Below are 14,631 nucleotides of genomic sequence, written 5' to 3' on the forward strand. Positions count from 1 at the left end.
TCCGTAGGGAGTTGACATCATGGCCCCGAGCGCCATGAACCGCTGGACCGCTTCCCTGTCCGACGCCCAGCCGGTCCCGTACTGGCTGGAAGACCCCGGCCGGCCCCGCCCCGAGGCCGCGCTCACCGGCCCCGAGACCTGCGACCTGCTGGTCGTCGGCGGCGGCTACAGCGGCCTGTGGACCGCGCTCGTCGCCAAGGAGCGCGAGCCGCGGCGCGACGTGGTGCTGGTGGAGGGCCGCGAGGTGGGCTGGGCCGCCTCCGGCCGCAACGGGGGGTTCTGTGCGGCCTCCCTCACCCACGGGCTGTCCAACGGGCTCACCCGCTGGCCGGACGAGATCCACCGGCTCCAGGAGTTGGGCATGCGCAACCTCGACGAGATCGAGGCGGCGATCGCCCGCTACGGCATCGACTGCGACTTCGAGCGCACCGGCGAGATCGACGTCGCCACCGAGGAGTACCAGGCGCGCGAACTGCGCGACTGGTACGAGGAGCTGGACCGGCGCGGCCTCGGCGAGGGCGTCGAGTTCCTCGACGCCGACGCGGTGCGCGAGCAGGTCGCCTCGCCCACCTTCGAGGCCGGCCTGTACGACCGCCGGGGCGTCGCCATGCTCCACCCCGCCAAGCTGGCCTGGGGCCTCAAGGCCGCCTGCTTGCGGCTCGGGGTGCGCGTGTACGAGCACACGCCCGCGCTCGACCTGAAGCCGCACGGCGCCGCGATGGCCGTCCGCACCCCGTACGGGCGGATCCGCGCCCGGCAGGTCGCCCTGGGCACGAACATCTTCCCCAGCCTGGTGCGGCGGGTGCGGGCGTACACCGTGCCGGTCTACGACTACGCCCTGATGACCGAGCCCCTGACCCCCGGACAGCTCGACTCGATCGGCTGGAAGAACCGGCAGGGGCTCGGCGACTCGGCCAACCAGTTCCACTACTTCCGGCTGTCCGCCGACCACCGGATCCTGTGGGGCGGCTACGACGCCGTCTACCCCTACGGGGGCCGGGTGCGCGCCGAGTACGACGACCGCCCGCAGACGTACGCCAAGCTCGCCGAGCACTTCTTCGGCTGCTTCCCCCAGTTGGAGGACGTCCGCTTCTCCCACGCGTGGGGCGGCGCCATCGACACCTGCTCGCGCTTCTCGGCGTTCTTCGGCACGGCCCACCGGGGCAACGTGGCCTACGCGGCCGGGTACACCGGTCTGGGCGTCGGGGCCACCCGGTTCGGGGCCGAGGTGATGCTGGACCTGCTGTCGGGGGAGACCACCGAGCGGACCGCGCTGGAGATGGTCCGCCGGAAGCCGCTGCCCTTCCCGCCCGAGCCGTTCGCCTGGACGGGCATCGCCCTCACCAAGTGGTCGCTGGCCAGGGCCGACGCCCACGACGGTCGGCGCAACCTGTGGCTGAGGACGATGGACCGACTGGGACTGGGCTTCGACAGCTGACGGGACCGGTGACGGGCGGCCCGGTTCACTCCGACGGGTCGCCCGAACCCGCGTAATGCCGGACGGGAACCTCCCTCTCCCCTGTGACGCGACCGCGTCCACGAGTGAAGGGGAGGTCTTCTCATGGCTGGGGCGAAGACGGCCGTCGAATGGCTGGCATCGGTCGCACCGGATCCCGCCGCGTGCCGCTGGGAATGGGAGCGCAGCCCCCTGGGGGTGGCGCTGCTGCCCGCCGGCCGGGCCTGGGACGTGCTCATCCTGCCGGGCGGGCTCGGCTATCCCACCCTCGACGTGCTCACCCGGATCCTGGACCGGCCGGGCCCGGTGCTCGTCGACTTCGGGGACGACCGCATGGGCTTCTTCGTGGCGCCCGGGACGGCCGCCCACTGGCTCGGCACCGGCATCCGCACGGCCGGGCCCGGCACCTGGATCGTCGTGCCCTACCCGGGCCGCTCGACCGGCACCGTGCGCTGGCTGGTCCCCCCGGACGGCACCGGCACCCTGACCGACCCCGCGCTCCTGGAACTGGCGATGCACGAGGCGGCGGCGACCCTGGCGGACGGAGGAGCGGACTGACCCGCGAGCACCCGGGCGGGGTGCGCGGGGCGGGGTACGCGGGGCGAGGTGCACGGGGCCGGGCCTTGGGGGCGCGGGCCGGGCGGGTGCGCCGGCCGGCGGGGGGCCGGGAGGGGACTGTTTGGCGGGGGCCGGGAGGGGACTGACCCGCGAGCGCCGGGGCGGGGTGCGCGTGCGCGGGGCGAGGTGCGCGGGGCTGGGCCCGGGGGCGCGGGCCGGGCGGGTGCGCCGGCCGGCGGCGGGCCGGGAGCCGGACTGTTTGGCGGGGCCCGAGAGCGGACTGACCTGCGAGGGCCGGGGCGCGGGGTGCGTGGCGCCGGGTCCGGGGGGCGCGGGTCGGGCGGGTGCGTCGGCCGGCGGGGGGCCGGGAGGGGACTGACCTGCGAGCGCCGGGGTGCGCGGGGCCGGGTCCGGGGTGCGCGGGCCGGGCGGGTGCGCCGGTCGGCGGGGGGCCGGGAGGGGACTGACCTGCGAGGGCCGGGGCGCGGGGTGCGTGGCGCCGGGTCCGGGGGGCGCGGGCCGGGCGGGTGCGTCGGCCGGCGGGGGGCCGGGAGGGGACTGACCTGCGAGCGCCGGGGTGCGCGGGGCCGGGTCCGGGGTGCGCGGGCCGGGCCGGTACGCCCGCCGGGCGGCGGGCCGGGCGTCAGGTCGGTGATGTTGTTTTCAGGGCCAGCCACAGTTCCATGCGCACGTCCGGGTCGTCGAGGGAGCGGCCGAGGATCTCCTCCACCCGGCGCATCCGGTAGCGCAGGGTGTGGCGGTGGACGCCCAGGTCGGCCGCCGCCGCGTCCCACTGCCCGTGCCGGGACAGCCACGCCCGCAGGGAGGCCACCAGGTCGCCGCGGCCGGTCGCGTCGTGTTCGTACAGCGCCCGCAGCAGACCGTCCGCGAACGCCTTCACCGCGTCGTCCGCGAGCAACGGCAGCACGGAGCCCGCCGCCAGTTGCTCGTGCTCCACGAAGAACCGCCCCCGCCGCCGCGCCACCGACAGCGCCTGTTCCGCCTGCTTGTAGGCCGCCGCGGCCGCGATCGGCCCCGCCGGCGCCGACAGCCCCACCACCAGCTCGGGCTCGTCGGCCGGCCCGGCCGCGACGCTGTCGTCCGCCCCCGCGCCCTCCCGCGCCGTCGCGTACCGCGCGCACGCCGCCGCGGCCGCGCCCCCGTCCCTGACCAGCGCCGTCAGCCGGTCGCCCTCGGGGACCGCCAGCACCGCCTCACCGGCGCGGGCGGCGGCCGACTCGATCGCCTCCACGAGCGCGCCGAACGGGTCGCCGGCCGGCTGGACCGCGAGCGCCCCGCGCGCGAGCGGCCCCTCCACGGAGCCCGCGGATCCGCGCGCCGGCGGTTCCGGGTGCGGCCGCGAGGCAGAGGGCGCCTCGGCGACGATCACCCGGAAGGGGGCGTCGAGCAGATCCCCGTACAGGTCCCCGGCGACGGCCCGCGCGTGGTCGGGCTCGCCCGCCAGCAGCATGCGCAGCACCGCCGCGCCGATCCGCTGCTGGGCCGCGTGCAGCGGGCGCGAGCGCTCCGTGGTCAGCGTCAGCAGCGCGACCGCCGAGTGGACGGCGTACCGCTCGGCCGTGCCCGGGGCCGACGCGGTGCCGACGGCGAGCGCCGCGCGCGGGTGCCGCCCGGTGCCCAGGGAGTGCAGTTCGATCCGGTCGTCGTCGCGGCCGTCGTGTCCGGGCCGGTCCGCGGCGCCGCTCCCGACCACCGCCGACGCGGGCGCCGGCCGCTCCCGCAGCCGCTCCACCTCCGCGGTCAGCCGCGCCGCCCGCCGGCCCGCCCACTCGGGCGCGGCCGCGACCACGGAGCCCGAGGCGTCGTACAGGGCCGCCCACCCGTCCACCTGCGCGGCGAGCGCGCCCAGCAGCCCTTCGGGGCCCTCGGTCAGCGCCTGCCGGGTCAGCTCCCGCTGGGCCGCGAACCCGGCCGTCACCGCCCGGTACTGGTCCGCCGCGATCGCCGCCGACACCGCCTTGCTGATGGCGAGGAACGGCGTGCGGCGCGGCACCTCCAGCAGCGGCAGGCCCTCCTCCCCGGCCGCGTCCAGCAGCGCCCCGGGGATCTCCTCGTAGTGGACGCCCACGGCGAAGCCCAGCCCGACCACCCCGGCCTTGACCAGCCGCCGCACATAGCGCCGCATGGCCTCCGGGTCCTCGGCGTCCAGCTTGAGCGCGGTGATCAGCAGCAGCTCCCCGCCCTCCATGTAGGGCACCGGGTCCGCGAGTTCGCTGGCGTGCGCCCAGCGCACCGGGACGTCCAGGCGGTCCCCGCCCGCGCGCACGGTCAGCTTCAGCGCGGAGTGGTGGGCGAGCGAGGCGAGCGTGAGAGGCATGGGGCCTTCAGGTCGAGGGGACGAGCGAGCGGCGGGGGCGTCGGCGACGCGATCTTTTGGCCGCTTCGTATGAAGGGCCACTGCCGATTCTGCCTCACCGTAAGGGCTCGCGGGTCGCGCTTCAGCCCCGCAGATCCACCAGCAGCGGCGGTGTGTGCTCGCCCCCCACGCTCGTCAGGGACAGCACCGCGTGTCCGGGCGGGACCTCGTGCGCGAGCTGCGACGCCGACCACCGCTCCCGCTCGACCTGGCGCACGGTCACCGCGTCCGTGGTCACCGCGTTGCCGGTGACCAGCTTGCGCAGCGCGTGGATGGCGCGGGTCATCGGCTGGTCGGCGAACACGGTGTGCTTGGCGACCTCCGTGGTCTCCACCCACTCCGTGCCCCACGTCCGCGCGAACCGGCCGCCGTCCCAGGTGGTGATCCCGGAGAACGCCATCCGGCAGCCGACGGCCCCGTAGAGCGGCCCGTGCAGGGCCTCGGGGACGTCGCCGACGCTGCGCAGGGCCAGCACCACGCCCGCGTTCTGCGAGCGCAGCCGCTGAAGCCGGCGCACCGACCCGTCCGTGACGGCGCCGGCGGCGTCGTCCAGGACCAGACAGGCGAAGTGGTCGTGCCGCTCCCGCACGACGGTGTGGAACTGCGCGAGGACCAGCCGGGTGATCAGCCGGGCGGCCTCCTCGTGCCCGCGCTCGGGCAGGTCGATCCGCACCCGGAGCGGGTGGTGGGCGACGGCGCGCAGCGAGAACGTGCGGTGCGCGTCGGCGTCCGCGCCGAAGAACCCCGCGAACACCGGGCGGCTCAGCAGCGCCAGCCGGTCGGCGAGGGCGCGGCCCGGGTCGCCCGGCGTGCCCGTCTGCCGGACCCGCGCCTGCAACTCGCGCCGCATCACCTCGTCCCCGGCCACCGCCTCGCCCAGCGCGGCCAGCGCCGCGGGCTCGCCCTCCAGCAGCTCGCGCAGCCCGGCGAGGGCGGGGAAGCGCCCGTACGCGGCGCGGTAGGGGCCGAGGAGCTGCGCCAGCGCCGTGGCCGCGCCCTGGGCGCTCACCGAGTCCAGGTCGCCGACCAGCGCCTCGGCGAGGACGGCGGCCGCCTCGTCGGCGTCGTCGCAGCCCGCGTACGGGTCGAGGTCGTGCACCGACGAGGGGTCGCCGATCCGCACGATCACGTCGAACGCGGAATCGGCGCCGAGCGGGCCGCCGCCGGGCGCGGACACCGCGACCACGGCGCACGAGCCGGTCAGCGCCTGGAGGGCCAGCGCCTCGGTCAGCGGCCCGGTCAGCGTGCGCGTCTTGCCCGAGCCGGACGGCCCGACCGCCAGCAGGGAGGTGCCCAGCAGCTCCGGGCCGAGCGCGGCGCCCGCGTCGTGGTAGGCGGGCGGAGTGCGCTCGGCGGCCACCCAGCGGCCGATGCGCACCTGCCCGGCGAGCAGGTCGTGCCGGGCCGTGCGCCGGGGCAGGTCGCGGTCGCCGGAGGGATGCGTCCAGGCCGCGCCGCCCTGGCGCAGCACGGTCTCCCGGAAGTCCCCGAGCCCCGCGCTCCACGCCCGGCGCACCCGCGCGCAGTCCACGTCGTTCATCCGGCCCGCCGCGACCTCCCCGGCGAGCAGGTCGGCCGCCTCGTGCTCACCGGCGTCGCGCAGCTCGGGCCACTGCGAGCGCGGCCGCTCGGCCGCGGGCGCCGGGTGCGCGGGACCCGCCTGCCGGGCGGCGAGCCGCTCCCGCGCGTAGGGCAGCCAGCCCCCGACCCGCGCGAACGGCCACACCACCAGCGTCGTGACGACGGCATACAGGGCGTTCGTGAACAGCGGGGAGGCGAACAGCTCGTAGCCGCCGGAGATCAGCACGATCAGCGAGAACAGCGGGTCGACGACCGGCAGCGCGTCCCAGCCGACGCCGAAGGCGCCGGGGAAGACGAAGCTCAGCGCGGCCAGCGCGCCCAGCAGCGCGATCAGGGCCCGCGACGGCTGCGGCCGGCGGCCGACGAAGTGCCGCACGACGTGCGGCCAGCTGCCCAGCCGGCCCATGGCGTACAGCAGGACGGCGAAGAAGACGCCGTCGTAGACCACCCGCGCCTCGGCGCCGTCCATGGTCTTGGGGGAGGCGATCGTGCCGCCCCACCACCAGTCGCCGGGGGTGAACAGCCTCAGCAGGGTGAACTGGTAGGGCAGCGCGCCCCGCCGCCACAGCGACCACAGGACGAGCGCGATCACCAGCGGGACCAGCACGCCGACGACGGTCACCGGCGCGAGCCGCTCCGAGGCCCGCGGCGGCGCGGGCGGCCGGTGGCCGAACCGCCAGATCCCCGGCCGGGCCGCCGGACGCGCCTCGTCCAGCCAGGCGGCGACGGCGGACGCGGCCCGCGGCGCGTGCTCGGCGGCCGGCGGCACGCCCGGCGCGCGGGTCGGCCGCGGCGGCGCCGGCGGGTGCGCGGGCCCCGCCGGGCGCGGCACGGGATTCGCATGCGTGCCCCGCGCGTCCTGCGTCCCGTCGCTGTCCATCGCCCTTGCCCCCTGACCAGCCGTTCCATCCGACATCAGCGAGTCAATCTAACGCCCCCGCAACGGGAGTTCACCGATTGCGCGGTCCGGCCCGGCCGCGTCGGCTCCCTTCGGCACTGTCCATCTCGGACAACGCGTCACCCCGACACCGCCCACATGGAGCATGCCCACGCCCCGTCCGCCGTCCTAGCCTGCGAGAAGAGAGGGAAAAGCGTCCGCACAGACCCGTTCGCAGAACCACAGGAGCCCGTCATGACCGCCCTTCCGCAGGAGCGCCGCGTCGTCACCGCCATCCCCGGCCCGAAGTCGCAGGAGCTGCAGGCCCGCCGTACCGCCGCGGTGGCGGCCGGCGTGGGCTCGGTGCTCCCCGTCTTCACCACGCGCGCGGGCGGCGGCATCATCGAGGACGTCGACGGCAACCGTCTGATCGACTTCGGCTCCGGCATCGCGGTGACCTCCGTCGGCGCCTCGGCGGAGGCCGTCGTACGCCGGGCCACCGCCCAGCTCGCCGACTTCACCCACACCTGTTTCATGGTCACCCCCTACGAGGGCTACGTGGCGGTCGCCGAGGCGCTCGCCGAGCTGACCCCGGGCGACCACGCCAAGAAGTCCGCGCTGTTCAACTCGGGCGCCGAGGCCGTCGAGAACGCCGTCAAGATCGCGCGTGCGCACACCAAGCGCCAGGCCGTCGTCGTCTTCGACCACGGTTACCACGGCCGGACCAACCTCACCATGGCCCTGACGGCGAAGAACATGCCGTACAAGCACGGCTTCGGCCCGTTCGCCCCCGAGGTCTACCGCGTCCCGGTCGCCTACGGCTACCGCTGGCCCACCGGCGCCGAGAACGCGGGCCCCGAGGCCGCCGCGCAGGCCATCGACCAGATCACCAAGCAGGTCGGCGCGGACAACGTGGCCGCGATCATCATCGAGCCGGTGCTCGGCGAGGGCGGCTTCATCGAGCCCGCCAAGGGCTTCCTGCCGGCCATCAGCGAGTTCGCCTCCGCCAACGGCATCGTCTTCGTCGCCGACGAGATCCAGTCCGGCTTCTGCCGCACCGGCCAGTGGTTCGCCTGTGAGGACGAGGGCATCGTCCCGGACTTGATCACGACGGCCAAGGGCATCGCGGGCGGTCTGCCGCTCGCCGCCGTCACCGGCCGCGCCGAGATCATGGACGCCGCCCACGCGGGCGGCCTGGGCGGCACCTACGGCGGCAACCCGGTCGCCTGCGCGGGCGCGCTCGGCGCGATCGAGACGATGAAGGAACTGGACCTCAACGGCCGGGCCAAGCACATCGAGAGCGTCATGAAGGGCCGTCTGTCGGCCATGGCCGAGAAGTTCGACGTCATCGGCGACGTCCGCGGGCGCGGCGCGATGATCGCGGTCGAGCTGGTCAAGGACCGCGCGACCAAGGAGCCGCACCCCGAGGCCACCGCCGCCCTCGCCAAGGCCTGCCACCAGGAGGGCCTGCTGGTCCTGACCTGCGGCACCTACGGCAACGTGCTGCGCTTCCTGCCCCCGCTGGTCATCGGCGACGACCTGCTCGGCGAGGGCCTGGACATCATCGAGCAGGCTTTCGCGCGCATCTGAGCGGGCCCCTCGCACACCTGTCTCCCCGCGCCCGCAGAGCGTGTGAAGAAGGTGTGCGGGGAGGATGGCGGGACGGGATTCGGCCTGTCGCGGCGCCCGTCCCTGCCGTAGGTTCTTCCCAGATGAGAGATACACCCCGCCCACAGGGGACTGTGGACGGACACCGGGCCGGGGCCTCCCCAGCTTCGACCTGGTCGTGCCCTCGCGCACACAACCGGAGCTTCCGGCTTCGGAAATCTCCACACCGATCGGACGGTCGTCCGCCCCAAACCCCCCGGGGCGGCCGACGACCCGGTCCGGACGGCCACCCCGGAACCACCCCCCCTGTTCCGGGGTGGCCGACCTCCTTCTCCGGCACGGAACACTGACGCGGACCACTGACACGGTCCGCCGGCGAGACCACGAAAAGGGCCCTGGACGCGCTCCGGGGCCCTTTCTCGTTCCCCCTACCGACCCGCGCGTTTCCCCTGCCTCCCCTCCTGTCTCCTTCCCTCCCGCCCTTCCGCCCGGTCCCTCGGCGGCGGCCGGCCGGGCGCTGCTGACAAGCTGGGGGCCATGCCGTCCCGACCGAGCCGCGCCCTCCTCGGCCTCCTGCCGCCCGCCGTCCTCTTCGCGCTGATCACCTGGCAGGTGGCCGCCGGCGGGCCGCTCGTGGCCCGCGACGAGCGCCTCAGCCGTGCCCTGGTCCATCCCGGCCGGACCGGCGAGCTGCTGGCCGACCTGGGGAACGTGCAGGTCGCGGTCCCGGTGCTGGTGCTGGTGGCGGGCTGGACGGCGTGGCGGGGCAGAGGCGCGGGCCGCGCGCGGTGGTGGGCGCCGTCCGCCGCCGCGCTCTGCCTGATGGCGCTGGCGCCGCTGATCGTCGTCCCCCTGAAGGAGTGGATCGACCGGCCCGGCACGCCCGCCGTGCCGCCTGCCACCGGCTACTACCCCTCCGGGCACACGGCGACGGCGGCCGTCGCCTACGGCTCGGCCGTGCTGGTGCTGCTGCCCTGGCTGCGCACGCCACGCGCCCGCCGGGCAGCGGTCGCCGCGGGCGTGCTCCTGGTCCTGGCCGTCTCCTTCGGGCTGGTCCGGCGCGGCTACCACTGGCCACTGGACGTCGTGGCGAGCTGGTGCCTCGGCGCGGTGCTGCTCGGCGCGCTGCGGCTCTTCCTGCGACGGGAACGGCGGCGCGAGGACCGAGGGGAACGGTTGGGGGAGCGACGCGGGGGCGGTGGACCGGGGGCCGGCGGGGGAGCCGGGGCCGGGCGGGGAGCGGGAAGGGCAGGAGCGGCGACCGGAACCGCACCGGGACCGGGACCGGGGGAGGCCGGCACGGGAGCGGGGGAAGCCGGGCGCGGGGCGACCGCGCCAAAGCGGCGCACAACCGCCCGCCATCCGTACGACTCGGACAAGCGCCCGCCCGGCGTTCCGCCCCTACCGTGGACCACGCACACCTCTTGACACCCCCTAAGCGGAAGGGCCGGGACCCGCATATGACTTCCCTCCACGCCTTCTGGCTCGCCGGCCGCCAGGTCACCGGCGAGGACAGCTTCGACGTCACCTCCCCCTGGGACGGCCGTCTCGTCGCCCGGGTCGGCGTGCCGACGGACGCCCAGGTCGAGGAGGCCGTGGCCGCCGCGTACGCCGTACGGGACGAGTTCGCCGCCACCCCGGCCCATGTGCGCGCCGCCGCCCTCGACCACGTCAGCAAGCGGCTCGCCGAGCGCACCGAGGAGATCGCCCGGCTGATCTCCGCCGAGAACGGCAAGCCCGTCAAGTGGGCGCGGGGCGAGGTCGGCCGTGCCGTGTCGGTCTTCCGGTTCGCGGCCGAGGAGGCCCGGCGCTTCAACGGCGGCGAGGCCCAGCGCCTGGACACCGACCTCGGCGGCCAGGGGCGGCTCGCCCTCACCCGGCGCTTCCCGAAGGGCGTCGTGCTCGGCATCGCGCCGTTCAACTTCCCGCTGAACCTGTGCGCCCACAAGGTCGCCCCGGCGATCGCGGCCGGCACGCCGATCATCCTCAAGCCCGCCCCGGCGACCCCGCTGTCCGGCCTCGTCCTCGGCGAACTGCTCGCCGAGACGGACCTGCCGGCCGGTTCCTGGTCGATCCTGCCCGTCGCCAACGACCGCATGCCCGCCCTCGTCCAGGACGAGCGCCTGCCGGTGATCTCCTTCACGGGCTCCGAGCAGGTCGGCTACGCGATCATGGACTCGGTGCCGCGCAAGCACTGCACCCTGGAGCTGGGCGGCAACGGAGCGGCCGTGGTCCTCGCGGACTACGCCTCCGACGCCGACCTCGACCGGGCCGCCGCCCGCATCGCGACCTTCTCCAACTACCAGGGCGGCCAGTCCTGCATCTCGGTGCAGCGGGTCATCGCCGACGCCTCCGTGTACGACCGGCTGCTGCCGCGCATCGTCGCCGCCGTCGAGGCCCAGGTCACCGGCGACCCCTCCGACGACGCCACCGACGTCGGCCCGCTGGTCAGTGAGGCCGCGGCCCGGCGCGTCGAGTCCTGGGTGGACGAGGCCGTCGCCGCGGGCGCGAAGCTCCTCGCCGGAGGCGAGCGCGACGGCGCCTCCTACGCGCCGACCGTCCTCACCGACGTGCCCGCGGACGCCACGATCGCGTGCGAGGAGGTCTTCGGACCGGTCCTCACCGTGCAGCGGGTGGACGGCGAGGCCGAGGCCTTCGCGGCCGTCAACTCCTCCAAGTACGGCCTCCAGGCGGGCGTGTTCACCCACGACCTCCAGGCCGCCTTCCGGGCCCACCGCGCGCTGGAGGTGGGCGGCGTCGTGATCGGCGACGTGCCCTCCTACCGCGCCGACCAGATGCCGTACGGCGGCGCCAAGCAGTCCGGGGTGGGCCGCGAGGGCGTCAGGTTCGCGATGGACGACTACACCTACGAGCGGGTGCTGGTCCTCACGGGCCTCGCGCTCTGATCCCGTCGCCCTCAGGGGGCCGGATCCCGCCCCGGTGACCGGCTGACGGGAACGATCCCCGCTCCGCGTGCCCGAAGGGGCCCGGCGCCGCTGCCTGCCGGCGCCGGGCCCCTTCCTGTCGTCGGCCTCGTCCGGACCCTCAACCGGAGAAGCCGACGTGCGCGAGCCGCAGCGGGCCGCGCAGTCCGAGGCGCAGGTCGTGGACGCCGCCGGCGACGAACGGCGCGTCCACGGTCACGTAGGAGTAGGGGCCCGGCGTCGGCGTGCCGAGGGCCACCGTGGCGAGCACCGGGCCGCCGTCGAGGGAGAGTTCCACCGTGCCCTCGCCGGACGCCGTCACCGTCACGGCCGTCACCCCCGGCGTGCCCGCCTCCGCGCCCGTGCCGAAGTCGCAGGCGCGGTAGAGCAGTTCGCCCGTCCCGCGGCCGGCCGGGGTCACCGCGTCGCCCGCCTCCTTCGCGCGGTCGACGATCTCGGTCCCGCTCTGCTCGTCGAAGTCGGCCGCCGCGAGCCCGTCCTCGCGCACCGCGCGCGGCGCCGACGGCTCGCCGTCGAGGACGACGGTCGTGCGCAGCCGGACGTCCTCGCTGGACGCGCCGGCCAGCAGCTCGTACGGGCCCGGCTCCACACGCGGCGCGCGCCGCGCCACGTCCCAGAAGGCGAAGGCGGACAGCGGCACGTCGAAGGCGACGTCCGCGCTCGCGCCGGGGGCCAGGGTGATCCGGCGGAAGCCGACCAGCTCACGGCGCGGGCGGACGACCGACGGGTCCACGGCGCGGGTGTAGAGCTGGACGACCTCGTCGGCCGTCCGGTCGCCGGTGTTGGTCACCGTGCAGACCACGTGCGCCCGGCCGTCCGCCACCCGCGCCGTGAGACCGGCGTACGAGAACGACGCGTAGGACAGGCCGTGCCCGAACGGGAACAGCGGGGCGCCCTCGAAGTAGAGGTAGGTCTGCCGGGCGCCGATCACGTCGTAGTCCAGCAGGCCGGGCAGGTCCGCGTCGTCGGCGTACCAGGTCTGCGGCAGGCGGCCGGCCGGGGAGACGTCGCCCGCCAGGACGCGCGCCAGGGCGGCGCCCGCGGCCTGACCGCCATGGGCCGTCCACAGCGCCGCGGCCGTCTCTCCCGGCTCGAACGCGTACGGGTACGCCGACACCAGCACCAGCACCGTGCGCGCGTTCGCCGCCCGGGCCGCCGCCAGCAGCCGCTCCTGGTGGGCCGGCAGCCGCAGCGTGGCGCGGTCCTCGGTCTCCCGGCCGTTGATGTGCGGGTCGTTGCCGGCCACCACCACGACCACGTCGGCCCCGGCAGTGACCCGCGTCACTGCGCTCTCGCCGGATTCGACGACGATGACCTCGAAGACCTCAGGGACCTCGGGATCCGCCCCGTTCTCCTGCGGCCCGGCAACCCGCACGCCGTCGGCGGCGACACACACATGACGACCCGTGCCCAGATGCAGCAGGAGGTGACCGTTCTCATGGGGTTCGAGCCGGAACGTCTCCTGGACGACCCAGCCGCCGGGCTGGTCGGCGGAGGCGCGCAGCAGCCCGTCCTCGGCGACCGAGAGATAGCGGCCGTCGGGGGCGCGCAGCGTCAGCACGCCCTCGCCCCAGTCCACCAGCGCCAGCTCCGTGCCCCCGGCGTCCGCGGTCAGCGGCGGCAGGTCGGTGCGGCCGGCCAGCAGCGCCGGGTCGAGCGCGCCCTCCGCGCCGCGCGCCCCGCCGGCGGCCTCGGGCGCGGCGGGGACCGTCAGGAACGTCCCGGCCGAGGTCTTCAGCAGGACCCGGTCCACCCCCTCGGCGAACTCGACCCGCTCGGCGCCGAACCGCTCGTACAGCCCCTCCAGGGGGGTCGAGCGGTGGATCAGCGTGCCGCTGTACCAGTCGGTCTTGCACTCGTCGGCGAGCAGTCCGACCACCGCGATCCGGGCGTCCGCGGCCAGCGGCAGCACCCCGTCGTTGCGCAGCAGCACGACCGACTTCTCGGCGGCCTCGCCGGCCAGCGCGCGGTGCTCGGGGGTGTCGAACGCGCCGGTCCCCGCGTGCGGGTCGTCCCGCGGGTCGAACTCGCCGAGCCGGAAGCGGACCGAGAGCTGGCGGCGGACCGCCGCGTCGACGTCGGCCTCGGTCAGCAGCCCCTGCTCCAGCGCGCCCCGGACCCGGGCGGCGATCGTCGAGCCGTCGGTGCCGTGGTCGGTGAAGCTGTCCACGCCGGCCAGCAGCGAGGCCGCCGTCGCCTCCTCGTGGGTGTCGAAGTAGTGCTCGCTGTCGACCAGGTTGGAGGGCGCGCCCGCGTCCGAGCAGACCAGCAGATCCTCGTCGGTCCAGGCCCGCAACTGCTCGCGCAGATACGGCGAGACATGGTTCGGGCGGCCGTTGACCAGGTTGTACGCGGGCATCACACCCGCCACCGCGCCCGCCTCGACGGTGTCGCGGAAGGCGCGCAGATCGTACTCGTGCAGCACCCGGGGGCGCACCGAGGACGAGGTGACGGCCCGGTCGGTCTCGTTGTTGTGCGCCAGCCAGTGCTTGAGGACGGGGGCCGTGCGCCAGTACGTCGGATGGTCCCCGCGCAGGCCGTGGGTGTACGCCGTGGCGATGGCGGAGGTCAGCTTCGGGTCCTCCGAGTAGCCCTCCTCGTTGCGACCCCACAACGGGTGGCGCAGCAGGTTCACGGTGGGCGCCCACACGTTCAGGCCGACGCGCTCGTCGAGGGCGCGCATCGCCCGCACCTCCCTGGACACCGCCTCGCCGACCCGGCGCACCAGGTCGGTGTCCCAGGTCGCGCCCAGCCCCACGGCCTGCGGGAACACCGTCGCCGGGCCCATCCACGCGACGCCGTGCAGCGCCTCCTGGCCGGTGCGGAACGCGGCCACCCCGAGCCGCTCGACGGCGGGGGCGAACTGGTGCAGGAAGGAGACCTTCTCGTCCGGGGTCAGCCGGGACAGCAGGTCGTCGATGCGCTTCGCGAACGGCAGCCGCGCATCACGGAAGGGCGGCGCGGGCGGCGGGTGTGCGGTCACGTGGGGTTCCCTTTGCGGTGGAGCGGGCTGGGCTCTTTCGAAGCGCTTCGATGCTCAGTCGGCACCCCGCCGGGTGTCAAGGGGACCTCACGCATATTTCAAGCGGTGCATACGAACAGGTCACCCGCGCTACCGCGGAGGAATCTTGGGAACGACCCTTGTGCACCCCGGGGTGTTCACTTAACCTCGCAGCAACATCGAAGCGCTTCGACTGGAAAGCCCCAGCACACGGGGCCGCAGGAACCG

At 75.5% G+C, this 14,631-nt stretch carries 7 protein-coding genes and 1 pseudogene; 5 read left to right on the top strand and 3 right to left on the bottom strand.

Features of this window, described 5'->3' with window-relative positions:
• The first annotated feature begins 19 nt into the window (after positions 1 to 19).
• Positions 20 to 1,438 (top strand): NAD(P)/FAD-dependent oxidoreductase, encoded by a 1,419-nt coding sequence (locus OG802_RS25935; RefSeq protein WP_329414152.1) that lies wholly within the window; start codon positions 20 to 22, stop codon positions 1,436 to 1,438.
• Positions 1,439 to 1,561: 123 nt separating this feature from the next.
• On the top strand, positions 1,562 to 2,014 hold the full coding sequence (locus tag OG802_RS25940; RefSeq protein WP_329414153.1) for a hypothetical protein: 453 nt from the start codon (positions 1,562 to 1,564) through the stop codon (positions 2,012 to 2,014).
• Between the two features lie 643 nt (positions 2,015 to 2,657).
• Here the strand turns inward: OG802_RS25940 and OG802_RS25945 are convergent.
• Together OG802_RS25945 and OG802_RS25950 are read right to left on the bottom strand one after the other, a co-directional pair.
• On the bottom strand, positions 2,658 to 4,352 hold the full coding sequence (locus OG802_RS25945) for a PucR family transcriptional regulator (RefSeq protein WP_329414154.1): 1,695 nt from the start codon (positions 4,350 to 4,352) through the stop codon (positions 2,658 to 2,660).
• Positions 4,353 to 4,473: 121 nt separating this feature from the next.
• Entirely contained in the window at positions 4,474 to 6,852 is a 2,379-nt protein-coding gene (locus tag OG802_RS25950; protein ID WP_329414155.1) for an ATP/GTP-binding protein, read from the bottom strand.
• Between the two features lie 252 nt (positions 6,853 to 7,104).
• On the opposite strand from OG802_RS25950, the gene gabT reads away from it, so the two are divergent.
• The 3 genes and pseudogenes from gabT (at position 7,105) to OG802_RS25970 (ending at position 11,363) form a co-directional block, all read left to right on the top strand.
• A complete protein-coding gene (gene gabT / locus OG802_RS25955; protein ID WP_329414157.1) occupies positions 7,105 to 8,439 on the top strand; it encodes a 4-aminobutyrate--2-oxoglutarate transaminase in 1,335 nt (444 codons plus the stop codon).
• Positions 8,440 to 8,994: 555 nt separating this feature from the next.
• Positions 8,995 to 9,624, top strand: a pseudogene (locus OG802_RS25965) (phosphatase PAP2 family protein); the annotation flags it as partial.
• Between the two features lie 293 nt (positions 9,625 to 9,917).
• Positions 9,918 to 11,363, top strand: a complete 1,446-nt coding sequence (locus tag OG802_RS25970) for an aldehyde dehydrogenase family protein (RefSeq protein WP_329414158.1) — start codon at positions 9,918 to 9,920, stop codon at positions 11,361 to 11,363.
• Between the two features lie 139 nt (positions 11,364 to 11,502).
• Here OG802_RS25970 and OG802_RS25975 read toward each other — a convergent pair whose 3' ends face one another.
• On the bottom strand, positions 11,503 to 14,385 hold the full coding sequence (locus OG802_RS25975) for a glycoside hydrolase family 3 C-terminal domain-containing protein (protein ID WP_329414160.1): 2,883 nt from the start codon (positions 14,383 to 14,385) through the stop codon (positions 11,503 to 11,505).
• Between the last annotated feature and the right edge of the window lie 246 nt (positions 14,386 to 14,631).

This window comes from Streptomyces sp. NBC_00704 (assembly GCF_036226605.1).
In the GTDB taxonomy this organism is placed as follows: Bacteria; Actinomycetota; Actinomycetes; order Streptomycetales; family Streptomycetaceae; genus Streptomyces.

What these genes read in the sequence shown, in the direction of transcription:
- OG802_RS25945 (WP_329414154.1), bottom strand. Translation starts at nt 4,352, where the DNA reads ATGCCTCTCACGCTCGCCTCGCTCGCCCACCACTCCGCGCTGAAGCTG.
- OG802_RS25970 (WP_329414158.1), top strand. Translation starts at nt 9,918, where the DNA reads ATGACTTCCCTCCACGCCTTCTGGCTCGCCGGCCGCCAGGTCACCGGC.
- OG802_RS25935 (WP_329414152.1), top strand. Translation starts at nt 20, where the DNA reads ATGGCCCCGAGCGCCATGAACCGCTGGACCGCTTCCCTGTCCGACGCC.
- OG802_RS25940 (WP_329414153.1), top strand. Translation starts at nt 1,562, where the DNA reads ATGGCTGGGGCGAAGACGGCCGTCGAATGGCTGGCATCGGTCGCACCG.
- gabT (WP_329414157.1), top strand. Translation starts at nt 7,105, where the DNA reads ATGACCGCCCTTCCGCAGGAGCGCCGCGTCGTCACCGCCATCCCCGGC.
- OG802_RS25950 (WP_329414155.1), bottom strand. Translation starts at nt 6,852, where the DNA reads ATGGACAGCGACGGGACGCAGGACGCGCGGGGCACGCATGCGAATCCC.